Raw genomic sequence first — 15,687 nt, 5'->3', positions numbered from 1 at the left:
GGGCCCTGTCGCAACTCACACCTAAGCCATCAGCCCGCAGTGCCGTACATCCGGTCGCCCGCGTCCCCGAGCCCCGGCACAATGTAGCGGGCCTCGTTGAGGCGCTCGTCGACCGCCGCGGTGACCACCGTGACCGGCGTGCCGGCCAGCTCCCGCTCCATGACCTGCACGCCCTCCGGCGCGGCCAGCAGGCAGATCGCGGTGACATCGTCCGCACCGCGCTTGATCAGCTCGCGGATCGCCGCGACCAGCGTGCCGCCGGTGGCCAGCATCGGGTCGACGACATACACCTGGCGCCCCGAGAGGTCGTCGGGCATCCGCGTGGCGTAGGTGTGCGCCTCGTACGTCTCCTCGTTGCGCACCATGCCCATGAAGCCGACCTCGGCGGTGGGCAGCAGCCGGACCATGCCGTCCAGCATGCCGAGACCGGCCCGCAGGATCGGTACGACCATGGGGCGCGGGTGCGAGAGCCGCACTCCGGTGGTCGCCGTCACCGGGGTCTCGATGTCGACCTGCTCGGTACGCACATCACGGGTGGCCTCGTAGGCGAGCAGGGTGACCAGCTCGTCGGCGAGCCGCCGGAAAGTCGGGGAGTCGGTGCGCTTGTCGCGCAGTGTGGTGAGTTTGTGCGCCACCAGCGGGTGGTCGACGACGTGGATCCGCATGACATCGACAGTAGCCGAGCCTGAGGGCCCCGACGCCCGCCCTGCGGCGCCCGGGTGCTCTCCGGGGTGGACGGCCGCGCTGGCATCAAACCACCAAAACGAGGGAAAGTGAGCACGTACGCCCGTGACGTCGACTCGGCATCGGGCGAGGACCCACCCGAGGGGTGTGTGCAGCGTGCCGGACCGTAAGCGGATCGACGACATGACGGACGCCGAGTCCGGTGCCCAGGGCGTCGAGAGCGACGCGGCACGCCGAAGGCGCCGGGCCCAATTCCTCCGGGAACTGCACGAGGCGCGGGAGCTGCGGGACCGCGTTCAGCCGCGCCGCGCGCGGGCCGCCCGGATGCGCCAGGCCATGCGGATGCGCTCCTTCCGCTGGTGAGCCGCCCGCCCCGGGCGCTGCCCCGGAGGCCGCCCCCGCACCCCGTTCGCTGCGGCACGTGAGCGACATCTCTCACATCCTCATCACGACGCAGCGTCGAAGACCCCGCGCGAACGCGATGTTTCTGCCACGATTCCGAAGGGGCGGGACCGCGGCGTGCAGCGCCGCCCCGCCCGGCCCGGCACGCCTATGACCAGTGGGAGAGTCACGGTGTACTTCGCCGCACTGCTCGCGCGCACCGAAGACGGGTGGGAAGCGAGCGATACGGAGCTCGACGATGTGGAGACGCTGACCGATCTGGCCGACCTGGCCCGAGAGGCGGCGATCAACGACGACACAGTGGTGGCGCTCATCGAACAGGAGGGCACCTGGTTCGGTGTCGTCCGGGTGGACGGCGAGGACGACCCCCGGGTCTTTCTCTCCAACGCCGCCGCCGCTGCCAGAAGCTCGTACGGCGCGATGCTGACCGACGAGCTCCTCGGCCGCGACGACAACGACGCGGACGAACTCGACAGCCTCGATCTGGACGGTACGGAGGACGGCGAAACCGAAACGGAAACGGACATCAGCGAGGACGACTCGGTGAATGGCTCGGCACCGCCCGGCCCTCTGGGCGACGCGGGGCTCCTGTCGGACCTCGGCATCGGCGAGAAGGAGCTGCTCGACCTGCAGGGCGACGCACTCGCCGAGATCGTCGACGCCCTGGGCTGCACGGACGTCCTGGAGGCCGTGCGCTGAGGCCTGCCGGGCCCCCGGGCCCGGCCTCCGGTCGCGTCCCCGACACTGGGGGCATGACCGTGCCCCCATCCGCCCCTGAGCCCCCATCCGCCCCTGAGCCCTCACCCGCGCCCGACCCGCTGCGCGACCCCTGGATCGCGCCGATGCGTCAGGCGCTGGACGAGGCCGCACGCGCCCCCGGGACCGGTGACGTCCCGGTGGGCGCCGTCGTGCTGTCCGCGGACGGCACGGTGCTCGGCACCGGCCACAACGAACGCGAGGCGACCGGCGACCCGACGGCACATGCCGAGGTCCTCGCCCTGCGGGCGGCGGCGAAGGCCGTCGGGGAGTGGCGGCTGACCGGCTGCACCCTCCTGGTCACCCTGGAGCCCTGCACGATGTGCGCCGGCGCGATCGTCCTCTCCCGGGTCGACCGCGTCGTCTACGGCGCCCGTGACGCCAAGGCCGGCGCCGCCGGATCCCTCTGGGACGTCATCCGCGACCGCCGGCTCAACCATCGCCCCGAGGTCATCACGGGCGTCCTCGAAGGCGAGTGCGCGGCCTTGCTGACCGCCTTCTTCCGCGACCGCTGACGAGCGGCGGGGAATCCGATTTCGGAGCACGGCCTCCTGTGGGCTAAGCTCTCTCTCGGTAGCGTGTCCGAGCGGCCGAAGGAGCGCGCCTCGAAAGCGCGTGAGGGGGCAACTCCTCCGTGGGTTCAAATCCCACCGCTACCGCTCTGAAGGCGAAGGCCCCGATCCCTTGCGGATCGGGGCCTTTGTCGTGCCCGCCGCCCCGGCTGTTCCGGAGCCGTCTGGAGGGCTGTCCTGAAGTCAACGTCCTTGCGGACTACGCCAGTTGAGGCAGGATCCTGCGGGCGTACGGCGAAGGACCCGGCAGCAGGAGCCGGGCCCTTCGCTGGGCGGTGCCGCCAGAGCCTTCAGGCCTGGCCCATCGGTCAGGCCCTAGTCCCGACGGCGGCCCAGCGCACGCCGGACGAAGTGGACGATCAGCGCGATCACCACGATGGCGATGATCAGGAAGATCACGAACAGCACGATCGCGAGGACACCGAGCTTCTTGAAGAAGCTCTTGCCCTTCTTCTTCGCCTTGGACTTCCACTTCGACTTCTTGGACTTGAAGCCGACCGACTTCAGGTGCGTCGAGCCGTGGTGCGCGGAGGCGGTGGTGGCGGACGCCGCCTTCCCCGCGCTCACCGTGCCCGACGTCCGCGATTCCGCGTCCGCGTATCGGACGGTGGCCGTGGTGCGCGCCGCCACCTCGCTGCCCGCGGCAGCGGCCGGTGCGGCAGCCGCCGCCAGCAGGCCGAGAAGCAGCGCGAGGACCACTGCCGGCCGCCTCCGTGCGGGCCGCGCGGCGGGCGAGCGCGAATCGCGCTGCCGGTGTGCCGAGTTCATCTCCATGGAACCAATCCCCCTCCAGTCGAGCGTCCAGCCATTATGGGCGTGGGCGGGCAACCCCGGCGGAGGCCTCGATCTCCGTGCGCAAGGTGCTGTGCCGTTCCGCATCGGAGGCTTCCCGAGCGAGGCAAAGCCCGAACAGCCGCTGGGTGAGGGCGATGTGGAGGCCCGCCAGGATCGCGACGGCCATGGTGGCAACCCCGCCCCGCCCTGTCGCGTACATGATCCTTTCAGATCCTTACGGGGAGAGGGACGCGGGGCGGCCGTCGACCGGTTGCAGAGCGTCCGCACGGCGCCGTTGTCCGAGGCGACGGGGGATTCGGTCGGGGGAAGCGGCGTCGGGGGAGGACAGGCCGCCTCCCCCGATGAGGACCGGGCCTCCAAGTCCGCGCCGCCGTCAGGGGGAAAGCCCGCGGCGCGGACCCCGCAGCGAGGCCTCGATCCCACGACCGGCGGATTCCTGCCAGACCCACCGGACACTCACCCATACTGCCGCTGCCGCGCGTCCCAACAGCTGGGCGAAGGACCTCATTTGGCGGGCCTTTGGTCCCTAAAGACGGAATCAATGACGGATCGGACGGGACCGGCGGCGCCCGGCACGCGGCACGCGATATGACGGCCCTCACCGCGACCGTCGAACACGTGTGGTTACACTCACCCGACTGCACTCGGGAACTGCAGGTACTGGCACAGGGGAGACGGGACTGATGGTGCAAGCGAAAAAGATCGCGCTGTACGTGGTCATCGTCTTCGTGCTCTACACGATCATCACGTCCCCGAGCCGGGCCGCCGACCTGGTCCAGATAGGCTTCGAGGGCATATCGACCGCTGCCCAGGGTGTCGGCGAGTTCATGACGCAGCTGATCAGCTAGACATCAACCAAGATCAGCCCGATACCCACAGAGGCAGCCGGCCGCCCGGACCGGCTGCGCACCATCCGCCGCACGGAGGCCCCAGTGATCCGCCACCTGGTCCTGTTCAAGCTCAACGAAGGCGTCTCGCGCGACGAGGAGCGGGTGCAGGCCGGCGCCCGCGCGTTCGCCGAGCTCAAGGGCCAGATCCCGGAGCTGGAGCACTGGGAGCACGGCTGGAACATCACGGACCGCCCGATCGCCTATGACTTCGCGATCAACTCGGCCGTCGCCGACGCGGACGCCCTCAAGCGCTATCTCGAGCACCCGGCCCATCAGGCGGCCGCCGGCCAGTGGCGCGAGTTCGCCACCTGGGTGATCGCCGACTACGAGTTCTGAGCCGGCACCCCCGCTCACCGAGCCCCTCGCCCCCTCCGGGCGGGGGGCTTCGTCGTACCCTCCGGCGCCGACCCACCACGCCCCACAGGCCTCACCACTCACCCAATTCCCCATCCAACTCAGCACTCAACACGTCGTTATGGGGTGCTTGCACACAGTGCACATGTCTTGTGATGCTATGACCGCTTTTGCCAGATACATGCACTGCGAAGGGAGGCGTAACCGTGACGGCCCGTACTGCGCCCAAGGCTCCATCCCGCGAGAGCCGAAGCGCGGACACGCGGGCACTCACACAGGTGCTGTTCGCGGAGCTGGCGGGTCTCGAACCCGGCACGCCCGAGCACGCCCGGGTCCGTGCCGCGCTGATCGAGGCCAATCTGCCGCTGGTCCGCTACGCCGCCGCCCGTTTTCGCAGCCGCAACGAACCGATGGAGGACGTCATCCAGGTCGGCACCATCGGCCTGATCAACGCCATCGACCGGTTCGACCCCGACCGCGGCGTCCAGTTCCCCACCTTCGCGATGCCGACCGTCGTCGGCGAGATCAAGCGCTACTTCCGCGACAATGTGCGCACCGTCCACGTCCCGCGCCGCCTCCACGAGCTCTGGGTGCAAGTCAACGGCGCGACCGAGGATCTGACGGTGCTGCACGGCCGCTCCCCGACCACCGCCGAGATCGCCGAGCGGCTCAAAATCGGCGAGGACGAGGTCCTGGCCTGCCTGGAAGCCGGCCGCTCGTACCACGCGACCTCCCTGGAGGCCGCCCAGGAGGGCGACGGTCTGCCGGGCCTCCTGGACCGCCTCGGATACGAGGATCCGGAGCTGGCCGGCGTCGAGCACCGCGACCTCGTACGGCATCTCCTCGTCCAGCTGCCGGAGCGCGAACAACGCATTCTTCTGCTGCGCTACTACAGCAACTTGACGCAGTCCCAGATCAGCGCGGAGCTGGGCGTGTCGCAGATGCATGTGTCGCGACTACTCTCCCGTAGCTTCGCCAGATTGAGATCCGCAAACAGGATCGACGCCTAACCGGGATGAGCGACCCGTTCCTGCGCAGATATGTCGACATGGCGCTACAGCGTGTTGCCGACATGTGACATTCTGCAGGAACCGCGTTTGCCGTGGCCCTGCCTCCGGTATTCAGGTGGAGGCATAACTCCTCGGTCCGGCCTGGGCCGGGGGACGCCGTAGCGACCCAACCGCGACCTCAAGGGGGTGGCATGTCCGTAGAACTGGGCAGCTCGAAGGTGCTTTCCGCGATTCCCGCGCCTGCGCCACACGTGCATGACGACGACGCCATCAACACCCGCACGCTCTCCCGCTCCCTCTTCCTGCGGCTGGCCACGCTCGACAAGGACTGCGCGGAGCGTACGTACGTCCGCGACACCCTGATCGAACTCAACCTCCCGCTCGTGCGCTACGCCGCGGCGCGCTTCCGCAGCCGCAACGAGCCGATGGAGGACATCGTCCAGGTCGGCACGATCGGGCTGATCAAGGCGATCGACCGTTTCGACTGCGAACGCGGCGTGGAATTCCCGACGTTCGCGATGCCGACCGTCGTCGGCGAGATCAAGCGCTTCTTCCGCGACACCTCGTGGTCGGTGCGCGTCCCGCGCCGCCTCCAGGAGCTCCGGCTCGCCCTCACCAAGGCCAGCGACGAGCTCGCGCAGAAGCTGGACCGCTCCCCCACCGTCCCCGAACTCGCCCTGTGCCTGGGGGTGTCGGAGGAGGACGTCGTCGACGGCCTGGCGGTGGGCAACGCCTACACCGCCTCGTCCCTCGACTCCCCCTCCCCCGAGGACGACGGCGGCGAGGGTTCTCTCGCGGACCGCCTCGGCTACGAGGACTCCGCGCTGGAGGGCGTCGAATACCGCGAGTCCCTCAAGCCCCTGCTGGCCAAACTCCCCGCCCGCGAGCGCCAGATCATCATGCTCCGGTTCTTCGCCAACATGACCCAGTCCCAGATCGGCGAGGAGGTCGGCATCTCCCAGATGCATGTCTCCCGGCTGCTCACCCGCACCCTCGCGCAGCTGCGCGAAGGACTCATCGCAGACTGAGGCCCGGTCCGCCGAGAGGCATTGCACCTCGCGCCGCTCGGCGGACAGCTGTACAGAAGAGCGCACGGCCCGCTGTACGGAAGAAAGCGCGGCCCGCAGGAAACACCGCACGCCCCTATACTCCTGACGCCCCGTCAACAACACTGTCCCGATGCGACGGACGACGACTGTTGCCTCCGCCTCGGCGGCCGTACTGTGTCTGGGCGTCCTGCTCACCGGCTGCGGAAGCGCATCCGAAGAGGGCTATGCCGCAGTGGGCGCCGCAGGCCCCGCCGACGGCCGCGCGCCGACGAAAGCCGTACCGGAGGGCGGAGTCGAACTGACGCCCCTGGACGGCGACGGACGCGGTGACTCCGACGACGGCGCCACCGAACCCGGCTCCGGCCCCCGGTCCGCGAGGCCCGCACCGGGCGCCTCCCCGGAGGCCGCCGATGCCACCCCCGACGCCCCGGACGACGGCCCGTCCAAGACCCCCAACTCGCCCTCGCCGCCCGGCGATACCCCGCGCCCGGACACTCCCGGCAGTGGCTCCCCCTCGCCCCGGCCGCCCGCCCCCACCATCCCGGCCGGCCCGGACGCCCCCACGGGGCTGGTGATCGGCAAGCCGGATCTCGCCGATACGGACGTCCGCTGGTGCGAGAAGGTCAGCATCGACTTCCTCAACACCGGCCGGCGCTCTGTCACCTCCGGCACCGTCACCTTCGGCAGCCACATCATCGGGCCCCTCGGAGTCGACTGGGCGACGATCGACGCCACCCGCAAGCTGCCGCTCCCGCTTACCCCGGGCGAGCGGAAGACCGGCACCTGGCGGGTGTGCGTGGAGTCTTGGCGAGTACCGCTCGGTATGCACCTGGACACCAAGGACGTGACCTTCCACTGGAAGTAGGTCCAGCAGTTCCAGTAGGTCAGCAGGTCCACGTACACCGGATCAGGCCAGATCAGGTGCGGATCAGGTCAGCATCAGCGTGCTTTTCGCCGTGGCCCGGGAGCTGTTGCCCACATAGACGTCGATCGTGCCGGGCTCGATCCGGTACGTGCCGTCCGGATCGTTCGTCCAGAAGCCCAGATCCTCGGCGCCGATCCGGAAGCGCACGGTCCGGCTCCTGCCGGCCGCCAGGGCCACCCGGCGGAAGCCGCGCAGCCGACGTACCGGCTGGACGACGCTGGCGGCGCGGTCGTGGACGTAGAGCTGTACGACCTCATCGCCTTCCCGGTCCCCGGTGTTGCGCACGGAGACCGAGACCTCGACCGTGTCGCCCCGCTCCAGCGCCTCGGCCGCGATGCGGGTGGTGCTCAGCCGGGGCTCGCCGATCTCGAAGGTCGTGTAACTCAGGCCGTGGCCGAACGCGAACTGCGGGCCGTGCGGCAGGTCCAGATACTTGGAGGTGTACTTGTTGTCCGGGTCGTACGGCCGCCCGGTGTTCTCGTGGTTGTAGTGGACCGGGATCTGCCCGGCCACGCGCGGGAAGCTGACGGGGAGCTTGCCGCCCGGGTTGACCTTGCCGAAGAGGACGTCGGCGATGGCGTTTCCGGCCTCGATGCCCGGGTGCCAGGCCTCCAGCACGGCGGGGGCCCGGTCCAGCCAGTCGCCGATGGTGAGCGGGCGCCCGTTGACCAGCACCACCACGAAGGGCTTGCCGGTGTCCGCCACAGCGGCGATCAGCTTCTCCTGGGCGCCGGGCAGCCCGATGTCGCTGCGGGCGGCGGCCTCGCCGCTGAGCGCCGGCGGCTCGCCGACCACGACCACGGCGACCTCGGCGGCCCGGACGGCGGCCACGGCCTCGGGGATGCCGCTGGTGTCCGTGCCCTCCGGGTCGACGCCCCGCGCATGGCCGATCTTCGCCCCGGGCGCCGCCGCGCGGACCGCGTCCAGCACCCGCACCGAGGGGAACCTCTCCCGCGCGGCGGGCAGCACCCACGTCCCCAGCAGATCCCCGGAGTCGGCGAACGGCCCGACCACCGCGATGGACGAGACGGACCGGCCGAGCGGCAGGGTGCGCCGCTCGTTCCTCAGCAGCACCATCGACCGCGCCCCGGTCTCCCGCGCCGCGGTACGCGCCTTCTTCGACGGCTCACGGATCTCGGCGGACTCGTCCACATACGGCTCGTCGAAGAGGCCCAGCGAGAACTTCAGCCGAAGCACCCGGGAGACCGCGTCGTCCAGCCTGGCCAGGCCGACCTTCCCGGAGCGGACCAGCGCCTTGCCGTAGCGGGTGACGTTGGTGCTGCTCATCTCCATGTCGACGCCCGCGTTGAGGCTCAGCCGCGCCGCGTCCGCACCGTCCTCGGCGAAGCCGTGCGCGATCAGTTCCTGGACGCCGGTCCAGTCGCTCACCACCATGCCGGCGTAGCCCCACTCCTCCTTGAGGATCTCGGTGAGGGTGTGGGTGTTGCCGTGCGCCGGTACGCCGCTGATGGTGTTGAACGAGGCCATCACGGTGGCCACGCCGGCGTCCACCGCGGCCTTGAACGGCGGCAGATACAGATTGCGCAGCCGGGCCTCGGAGACGTCCACGGTGTTGTAGTCGCGGCCGCCCTCGGCGCCCCCGTAGGCCACGAAGTGCTTGGCGCAGGCGGCCAGCCGGTTCCGCCCACGGAGACCGTCCGTACCGCCGCCCTGATACGCCCTGACCTTGGCGGCGGCGAATACGGATGTGAGATACGGGTCTTCCCCGCATCCCTCGGCGATCCGCCCCCACCGCGGCTCGTGGGTGACGTCCATCATCGGGGCGAAGGTCCAGTGGACCCCGTTGGAACGTGCCTCGGCCGCCGAGATCTCCGCGTCCCGCTCGGTGACCGCCGGATCGAAGGTGGACGCCTGGGCGAGCGGGATGGGGAAGGTGGTCCACAGGCCGTGGATGACGTCCAGCCCGAAGAGCAGCGGAATGCCGAGCCGGGACTCCTCAACTGCGATCTTCTGAACCGCGTTGCTGCTCTCGGCGCCGTAGATGTTGAGCACCGACCCGAGCCGACCGGCCCGCGCCGCGTCCTCGACCTCTTTGGTCCCTCCGCCACCCGGCCCCGTGTCGTAAGCCCACGGCAGCTGCTGTAACTGCCCCAGCTTCTCTTCGACACTCATACGCCCCAGCAGCGCGTCGACCTGACGGTCATACGGCCCAGGCTTCCGCGCAGCGCCGCCGGCGCGCGCACCGGGCGCCGCCTGGGCCACGCCGGCAGCCCCCGGAACAGCCCCGGCCGCGGCAACCGTGCCGCCTGCCGCAGCCAGCAGAGTACGTCGTCGGATCCCGCTCATGCCTTCACCTTTTCAATTCAAATCGGTGAGTAACTGCGGTAACTCCGGTAATTCCTCCAAGAGTTGACTGAAGCTACGGCGCTGTCACGGGCACGTCAAGAGTTTGGACGCGGGGGGCGGGACGCGGGGACGTGGGGCGCGCGACGCCCGGGGCGGTGAGGCATGTGCGGCGAGGGGGCGACGGACGTCGCCCAAGTACGGCCGACAGATCGACCGACAGCAGATTGACCGAGGCGCTGCGGGACTCGCCATGCACTACCGCGAGCTGTGAGCCAAGGGGCGGCGAGAGCCGGGGGCGGGGGGGGCGGGTTCCCGCGTTCAACGGCGCGTTCGACGACGAAGCGGCTCGGGGAGTACGTGTGTCCGGGGGAGTACGTGTGTCCCCTAGGGGGCGATCGAACAGATCCCCTAGGGGACGTGAGAGCCCCCTGCGGGTCCACAACGCCGGGGGCCAGACGGGTATTCCCGCTGACGGGGGGCCGGGTAGGCATTCCCGCTTCCGGAGGCCGGGCGGACACTCCCGCCTTCGGCTGGGCGGGCGGGCATTGCCACTGCCGGCGGGGCAGGCTGGCATTCCAGTTTCCGGCGGGCCGGGCGAACACTCCCGCTTCCGGCGGGGAGGGCGGGTATTCCCCGCTTCCGGGCGCGCCGGCGCACGGCGTGGCCGGCGGGGCGCCCTCTACAGTGGCGGCTGTCGTCCTACGACAGGGCCAGCCACGCAGCGCCGGCCACGACCGCGAGCGCGACGATCACGCCGATGATGACGCCCACGCGCGGGCCGGCCGACTGCTGCTGGGGCGCCGCCGCGCGGCCGCCGCCCTGCGGGACGCCGCCCTCGTCGACGAAGGCGCGGAACATCTGCGTGCTGCCGGCCGGGTCGTAGTTACCGTCGGCCTGGTTCTGCGGGTTGGTCGCCATGGGCAAGGACCCTAGCGAACCGGGGGCGCAGGGGCACCCCTGGGGCGCGCACCAGCACGTATGCGGCACTTGTGCAGCACCGGCCCCGCACGAATCCAGCACGGGCGCGTGCGCATCCGGCACGGACGAGTCCACAGAGTCAGCACGGGCGCGTCGAGAGCCGGCATGGACGAGCGCAGGCGCGGCACGACGATTACGCAGCCGGCACGCGCGAGTACGCAGCCGGCACGGGCGAGTACGCACCCGCGTGCGCGAGTACGCATGGCGCGCGACCGCGCCCCTCCCCACGCACCCGGCACACACGGTCGTACGGCGGCACATGCCTTCGCGCACCGGCACACTCCGGCACCCCCGGGCGCCCGCGGCACACGGCACACGGCACGCGCGTCCCCGTTCCAGCCCCGCGCTCCCCGCCCCACTGCCACTCCCCCTCCCCACCTGCGCCTTCACGTCGCCAGTCGACCGTCTTGACCGGCCCCCGGTCCAGACTTTTCGTTGCCTTTACCCCGCCCGCCCCACATTCGTTTGCCTTCAGCAACCAACCTGTTTATCGTTGCCCTAAGCAACAAAAGATCTGGAGGAGCGGTGGCCGCTCAAAGTCAGTACGAGGAGCTGGCCAGGCAACTCAGCGCCATCGGCGCCGTCAAACGGGAAATGGGGCGGATCCTTCCCCAGGACTGCCCGCCCGCCTCGGCCGGCGTGCTCACCCTGCTCGACCGGCACGGCGAGATGCGGATGGGCCAGCTCGCCGAGCTGCTCGCGATCGATATGTCGGTGACCAGCCGGCACGTCGCCCATGTCGCCGAGCGCGGCTGGATCGAGCGGCAGCCCGACCCGGCGGACAAGCGGTCGCGGCTGCTGCGCCTGACCCCGAGCGGCAGGGAGCTCCTCCGGGAGCTCGCCGAGCGCTACACCCAATCGCTCGCCCGGTACCTGGACGACTGGTCCGACGCCGACGTCGGCCGTCTCAACGAGCTGCTCGCCAGGCTCCGTACGAGCTTCGGCGACTGCCGTACCCGGGCGCATCACGACGCGCACCACGACACACGCCGTGACGCACGCCATGACACACGCCACGACTCCACCACCCGTACACCCGCAGGATGAAAAGGAACCACATGGCTACGACCACACCAGCCGGTGTGCGGGGCGGCCACGCCAAGCATGGAGGCGGGCACAGCGCCTCCAACGGGGCACCCATGACGCACCGTCAGATCATGGAGGCGCTGTCCGGGCTGCTGCTCGGCATGTTCGTCGCCATTCTGTCGTCGACGATCGTGTCGAACGCGCTGCCGGAGATCATTCATGATCTGGACGGCGGGCAGAGTGCCTACACCTGGGTGGTCACGGCCGCGCTGCTGGCGATGACGGCGTCCACCCCGCTCTGGGGCAAGCTCTCCGATCTGTTCAGCAAGAAGCTGCTCGTCCAGTTCTCCCTGGTCATCTATGTCGCGGGTTCGGTTGTCGCCGGGCTCTCGCAGAACACCGGCATGCTGATCGCGTGCCGGGTGGTGCAGGGCATAGGCGTGGGCGGTCTGTCCGCCCTGGCCCAGATCGTGATGGCCGCGATGATCTCCCCGCGCGAGCGCGGGCGCTACAGCGGCTACCTCGGTGCTGTTTTTGCCGTGGCCACCGTCGGTGGTCCGCTGCTCGGCGGTGTCATCACCGACACGGACTGGCTCGGCTGGCGCTGGTGCTTCTACGTCGGCGTGCCGTTCGCCGTCATCGCGCTGATCGTGCTGCAGAAGACGCTGAAGCTCCCCGTCGTCAAGCGCGAGGGCGTCAAGGTCGACTGGGCGGGCGCGTTCTTCATCAGCGCGGCGGTTTCGCTGCTGCTGGTGTGGGTGACGCTGGCCGGTGACAAGTACGACTGGTGGTCGTGGCAGACCGGCGCGATGGTCGGCGGCGCGGTCGTACTCGGCGTGATCTTCGTGCTCGTCGAGGCCAAGGCGAAGGAACCGATCATCCCGCTGCGGCTGTTCCGCAACAAGACGATCACCCTGGCGTCGCTGTCCTCGCTGTTCGTCGGTATCGCGATGTTCGCCGGCACCGTCTTCTTCAGCCAGTACTTCCAGCTGGCGCGGGGCAAGTCGCCGACGATGTCCGGTGTGATGACGATCCCGATGATCGGCGGCCTGTTCATCTCGTCGACGGTCTCCGGCCAGATCATCACCAAGACCGGTAAGTGGAAGGCCTGGCTGGTCAGCGGTGGTGTGCTGGTCACTGCCGGCCTCGGGCTGCTCGGCACCATCCGTTACGACACCGAGTACTGGCACATCGCGGTCTTCATGGGCCTGATGGGCCTGGGCATCGGCATGATGATGCAGAACCTGGTGCTCTGCACACAGAACCAGGTCGCACCCGAGGACCTCGGCGCCGCCTCGTCCGTCGTCACCTTCTTCCGCTCCCTCGGTGGTGCGGTGGGTGTCTCGGCGCTCGGTGCGGTGCTCGCCAACCGGGTCACGCACTACGTCAAGGACGGCCTGACCGAGCTCGGCCCCAAGGCCGCGAAGGCGGCCGCCCAGGCCGGTGGCAACAGCGGCGGCGGCATCCCGGACCTGGACGCCCTCCCGGCGCCGCTGCGCACCGTCATGGAGTCCGCGTACGGGCACGGGGTCGGCGATGTGTTCCTCTACGCGGCGCCCTGCGCGCTGCTCGCCCTTCTCTTCACGCTGTTCATCAAGGAGGTCGCGCTGAAGACCCGCGGCGGGCTGGCGCAGAGCGCGGCGAGCAGTGAGGAGGCGCCCGCTGCCGCGGATGCCCCCGTCGAGGCCGCTGCCGCACCGATGGCCGAGGAGCCGGAGCCCGCGCTGGTGGGCGCCTCGCCGGTCGCCCCCGAAGGCGACGGGCACACGCCCTCCTGGGCGCAGCCGGCCGCCGCGGTGGCAGCGCAGCCGCTTCAGGCGTTCGCGTCCGCCGGTGACGGCGACGGCACCGCGGGCGGGTCGGCGATCCACGGCTTCGTACGCAACCCGGAGGGCAACCCCGTCCCGCGCTCCGCGGTGACGCTGATCTCGCTCAGCGGGCGCCAGTTGGGCCGCTCGGTCGCCCAGGCCAACGGCTCGTATGTGCTGAACGCCCCCGGCGCCGGCTCGTATGTGTTGATCGCGGCCGCCGACGGGCACCAGCCGCAGGCGTCCACGGTCGTCGTCGGCGAGCAGCCGCTCGGTTACGACATCCTGCTCAGCGGCACCAGCGGCCTCGGCGGGCAGGTCCGCAGCGCGGTCACCGGCCAGCCGGTCGAGGGCGCGATGGTCGTCGTCACCGACGTCCGCGGCGAGGTGCTGGCCACCGGAAAGACCGGCGCCGAGGGCTTTTTCGCCTTCGACGACCTGGCCACCGGGTCCTTCACCGTCGCCGTGAACGCAGCCGACTACCGGCCGACCGCGCTGCCGGTCGAGGTCGGCGGCCAGGGCACGACCCGTATCGAGATCGAGCTGCTGTCCGGGGCGCGGGTGCAGGGCGTCGTACGGGCGGGCGGCCGGAGCGGCGCCCGGCTTCCGCTGCCCGACGCCCGGGTCACGCTGGTGGACGCGGCGGGCAATGTCGTCGCCACCTCGACGACCGGGGAGGACGGCGCCTACGCCTTCACCGACCTGGACGCCGGCGACTACACGGTCATCGCGAGCGGCTATCCGCCGGTCGCCAGCGGCCTGTCCGTCGATGCGCGCGGGGTCGACGGCTATGACGTGGAGCTGGCGCACCCGTCGGATGCTGGTGGGGCGGCGTGACCGGGGCGGGAGCCGTTGTCGGTTGCGCATCGACACGGTGCCAAATCCAAGTCCGGCAGGCCGGTGGGGCGGCATGACCGGGGCAGCAGACATGGTCGGCCGCGCGGGCAGCGGGCGCCGGCACTGACCCCGCCCCGGGATCCCGCAGCAGGGCATCCCGGCGGCACAGACCCCGGGTCCGGGCGCGCTTTGAGCGGAGACGCGTCCGGGCCCGGCACCAGGGCTCCGGCGGCGGCCGTGCACACAGGCAGGGGACGGCCTGCACGCCGCCGCCCGGAGCCCTACCTTCCCCCAGGCTCTCGGCCGGTCCTGAGCAGGGGGCATCGCATGAGGCAACAAACGGGAGAGGCAATGACTTCGACGGGAGCGGGCACGGGAGGCGCCGGCGTACGGGCGCGGATCCGTACGCGGGACGGCTGGGCGGTTCAGCATGCCGTACTGACCGTCACGGACATGACGGGCAGTCAGGTGCTGCGCGCGACGGCGGACGAGGAAGGCGGCATCCGCAGCGAGCGGCCGCTGCCCGCGGGCCCGTACACGGCCATCGTGACGGCCGTCGGCTACGCCCCGGTCGCCTCCAGCGCGATCGTGACGGCCAGCGGCCGGATGGACGTCGGCAGCGTGGTGCTGGCACGGCAGGGCGGCGCCGAGCTGCCGCCGCCCGGCGCCTGGACGATCGACCCGATGCACTCGACGGTGGGCGCGGTCGCCCAGCATCTGGGGATCTCCAGCGTGCACGGCCGGTTCACCGAGTTCGGCGGGCGGATCGAGATCGCCGAGGAGCTGGAGAAGTCGACGGTCGAGGCGACCATCAGCGCCTCGTCCATCGACACCGGCAACGGCATGCGGGACGGCCATCTGCGTTCCGAGGACTTCCTGAACGTGGCCGAGTTCCCGGAACTCAGCTACCGCAGCACCGGCCTGGCGCCGGCAGGACCGGACCGCTGGACGGTGCACGGCGAGCTGTCGCTGCACGGCGTCGTACGGCCCGTGGACCTCGACCTCAGCTACCTCGGCACCGGGCCCGACCCCTGGGGTGGCGTACGCGCCGCCTTCCGGGCCACGGCCGAACTGCGCCGCGAGGACTTCAAGATGAACTACAACCAGGTGGTGGCCGCGGGGATAGCGGCGATCGGTACGACGCTGCGGGTGGAGTTGGCCATCCAGGCGGTTCAAGGGCTTCACGGGCTTCACGGGGAAAACGCAGCTCAGGGGGAGAGCGCGCCCCTCGACTGAACGCTCCCCGCTACCACACGACCCGCTCCGCCGCCCGCGTTTTCGCCCCAGCTCGAAT

15 protein-coding genes and 1 tRNA gene are annotated in these 15,687 nt (G+C 70.5%); 12 read left to right on the top strand and 4 right to left on the bottom strand.

Annotated elements, in window-relative coordinates:
- Positions 1–29: 29 nt before the first annotated feature.
- Positions 30–665: a uracil phosphoribosyltransferase gene (gene upp, locus FCH28_RS23965; RefSeq protein ID WP_136742155.1), complete on the bottom strand. Its 636-nt coding sequence runs from the start codon at positions 663–665 to the stop codon at positions 30–32.
- 202 nt (positions 666–867) lie between these two features.
- On the opposite strand from upp, the gene FCH28_RS23960 reads away from it, so the two are divergent.
- The 4 genes from FCH28_RS23960 to FCH28_RS23945 all read left to right on the top strand — a co-directional run bounded on the left by FCH28_RS23960 (position 868) and on the right by FCH28_RS23945 (position 2,501).
- The gene (locus tag FCH28_RS23960; protein ID WP_136742236.1) at positions 868–1,047 is read left to right on the top strand and encodes a hypothetical protein; all 180 of its coding nucleotides are present in this window, start codon (positions 868–870) and stop codon (positions 1,045–1,047) included.
- Between the two features lie 210 nt (positions 1,048–1,257).
- The gene (locus tag FCH28_RS23955; protein ID WP_136742154.1) at positions 1,258–1,785 is read left to right on the top strand and encodes a tRNA adenosine deaminase-associated protein; all 528 of its coding nucleotides are present in this window, start codon (positions 1,258–1,260) and stop codon (positions 1,783–1,785) included.
- A gap of 53 nt (positions 1,786–1,838) precedes the next feature.
- On the top strand, positions 1,839–2,357 hold the full coding sequence (gene tadA / locus FCH28_RS23950; protein ID WP_136742153.1) for a tRNA adenosine(34) deaminase TadA: 519 nt from the start codon (positions 1,839–1,841) through the stop codon (positions 2,355–2,357).
- A gap of 57 nt (positions 2,358–2,414) precedes the next feature.
- Positions 2,415–2,501, top strand: a tRNA-Ser gene (locus FCH28_RS23945).
- Between the two features lie 228 nt (positions 2,502–2,729).
- On the opposite strand, the gene FCH28_RS23940 is transcribed toward FCH28_RS23945, so the two are convergent.
- A complete protein-coding gene (locus FCH28_RS23940; protein ID WP_136742152.1) occupies positions 2,730–3,188 on the bottom strand; it encodes a hypothetical protein in 459 nt (152 codons plus the stop codon).
- A 704-nt stretch (positions 3,189–3,892) separates the two neighbouring features.
- On the opposite strand from FCH28_RS23940, the gene FCH28_RS38250 reads away from it, so the two are divergent.
- The 5 genes from FCH28_RS38250 (at position 3,893) to FCH28_RS23920 (ending at position 7,377) form a co-directional block, all read left to right on the top strand.
- Positions 3,893–4,057: a hypothetical protein gene (locus tag FCH28_RS38250; protein ID WP_169314228.1), complete on the top strand. Its 165-nt coding sequence runs from the start codon at positions 3,893–3,895 to the stop codon at positions 4,055–4,057.
- An 84-nt stretch (positions 4,058–4,141) separates the two neighbouring features.
- Positions 4,142–4,435: a Dabb family protein gene (locus FCH28_RS23935; RefSeq protein ID WP_136742151.1), complete on the top strand. Its 294-nt coding sequence runs from the start codon at positions 4,142–4,144 to the stop codon at positions 4,433–4,435.
- A gap of 224 nt (positions 4,436–4,659) precedes the next feature.
- Positions 4,660–5,463, top strand: coding sequence for an RNA polymerase sigma factor SigF (locus FCH28_RS23930; RefSeq protein ID WP_136742150.1), 804 nt, complete (start codon positions 4,660–4,662; stop codon positions 5,461–5,463).
- Between the two features lie 191 nt (positions 5,464–5,654).
- A complete protein-coding gene (locus tag FCH28_RS23925) occupies positions 5,655–6,491 on the top strand; it encodes an RNA polymerase sigma factor SigF (protein WP_136742149.1) in 837 nt (278 codons plus the stop codon).
- Positions 6,492–6,642: 151 nt separating this feature from the next.
- Positions 6,643–7,377, top strand: coding sequence for a divergent polysaccharide deacetylase family protein (locus tag FCH28_RS23920; protein ID WP_136742148.1), 735 nt, complete (start codon positions 6,643–6,645; stop codon positions 7,375–7,377).
- A 63-nt stretch (positions 7,378–7,440) separates the two neighbouring features.
- Here the strand turns inward: FCH28_RS23920 and FCH28_RS23915 are convergent, their stop codons facing one another.
- Complete coding sequence (locus FCH28_RS23915) at positions 7,441–9,570, bottom strand: glycoside hydrolase family 3 N-terminal domain-containing protein (RefSeq protein WP_246103113.1); 2,130 nt, start codon at positions 9,568–9,570, stop codon at positions 7,441–7,443.
- Between the two features lie 873 nt (positions 9,571–10,443).
- Entirely contained in the window at positions 10,444–10,662 is a 219-nt protein-coding gene (locus FCH28_RS23910; RefSeq protein ID WP_136742235.1) for a hypothetical protein, read from the bottom strand.
- A gap of 585 nt (positions 10,663–11,247) precedes the next feature.
- On the opposite strand from FCH28_RS23910, the gene FCH28_RS23905 reads away from it, so the two are divergent.
- From FCH28_RS23905 to FCH28_RS23895, 3 genes are all read left to right on the top strand, one after another.
- Positions 11,248–11,769, top strand: a complete 522-nt coding sequence (locus tag FCH28_RS23905; protein ID WP_246103111.1) for a MarR family winged helix-turn-helix transcriptional regulator — start codon at positions 11,248–11,250, stop codon at positions 11,767–11,769.
- A 92-nt stretch (positions 11,770–11,861) separates the two neighbouring features.
- Entirely contained in the window at positions 11,862–14,393 is a 2,532-nt protein-coding gene (locus tag FCH28_RS23900; protein WP_484422078.1) for an MFS transporter, read from the top strand.
- A 351-nt stretch (positions 14,394–14,744) separates the two neighbouring features.
- Positions 14,745–15,629 carry a YceI family protein gene (locus tag FCH28_RS23895; RefSeq protein WP_136742145.1) on the top strand — a complete coding sequence of 295 codons (885 nt, stop codon included), beginning with the start codon at positions 14,745–14,747 and terminating at the stop codon, positions 15,627–15,629.
- Positions 15,630–15,687: the final 58 nt, after the last annotated feature.

Origin of the sequence: Streptomyces piniterrae (genome assembly GCF_005048155.1) — a bacterium.
Classification (GTDB): domain Bacteria; phylum Actinomycetota; class Actinomycetes; order Streptomycetales; family Streptomycetaceae; genus Streptomyces; species Streptomyces piniterrae.
The sequence above is the reverse complement of the archived record's forward strand: the minus strand, read 5'-3'. Positions and strand labels throughout refer to the sequence as shown.

What these genes read in the sequence shown, in the direction of transcription:
- upp (WP_136742155.1), bottom strand. Translation starts at nt 665, where the DNA reads ATGCGGATCCACGTCGTCGACCACCCGCTGGTGGCGCACAAACTCACC.
- FCH28_RS23960 (WP_136742236.1), top strand. Translation starts at nt 868, where the DNA reads ATGACGGACGCCGAGTCCGGTGCCCAGGGCGTCGAGAGCGACGCGGCA.
- tadA (WP_136742153.1), top strand. Translation starts at nt 1,839, where the DNA reads ATGACCGTGCCCCCATCCGCCCCTGAGCCCCCATCCGCCCCTGAGCCC.
- FCH28_RS23940 (WP_136742152.1), bottom strand. Translation starts at nt 3,188, where the DNA reads ATGGAGATGAACTCGGCACACCGGCAGCGCGATTCGCGCTCGCCCGCC.
- FCH28_RS38250 (WP_169314228.1), top strand. Translation starts at nt 3,893, where the DNA reads ATGGTGCAAGCGAAAAAGATCGCGCTGTACGTGGTCATCGTCTTCGTG.
- FCH28_RS23925 (WP_136742149.1), top strand. Translation starts at nt 5,655, where the DNA reads ATGTCCGTAGAACTGGGCAGCTCGAAGGTGCTTTCCGCGATTCCCGCG.
- FCH28_RS23920 (WP_136742148.1), top strand. Translation starts at nt 6,643, where the DNA reads ATGCGACGGACGACGACTGTTGCCTCCGCCTCGGCGGCCGTACTGTGT.
- FCH28_RS23915 (WP_246103113.1), bottom strand. Translation starts at nt 9,570, where the DNA reads ATGAGTGTCGAAGAGAAGCTGGGGCAGTTACAGCAGCTGCCGTGGGCT.
- FCH28_RS23910 (WP_136742235.1), bottom strand. Translation starts at nt 10,662, where the DNA reads ATGGCGACCAACCCGCAGAACCAGGCCGACGGTAACTACGACCCGGCC.
- FCH28_RS23900 (WP_484422078.1), top strand. Translation starts at nt 11,862, where the DNA reads ATGACGCACCGTCAGATCATGGAGGCGCTGTCCGGGCTGCTGCTCGGC.
- FCH28_RS23895 (WP_136742145.1), top strand. Translation starts at nt 14,745, where the DNA reads ATGACTTCGACGGGAGCGGGCACGGGAGGCGCCGGCGTACGGGCGCGG.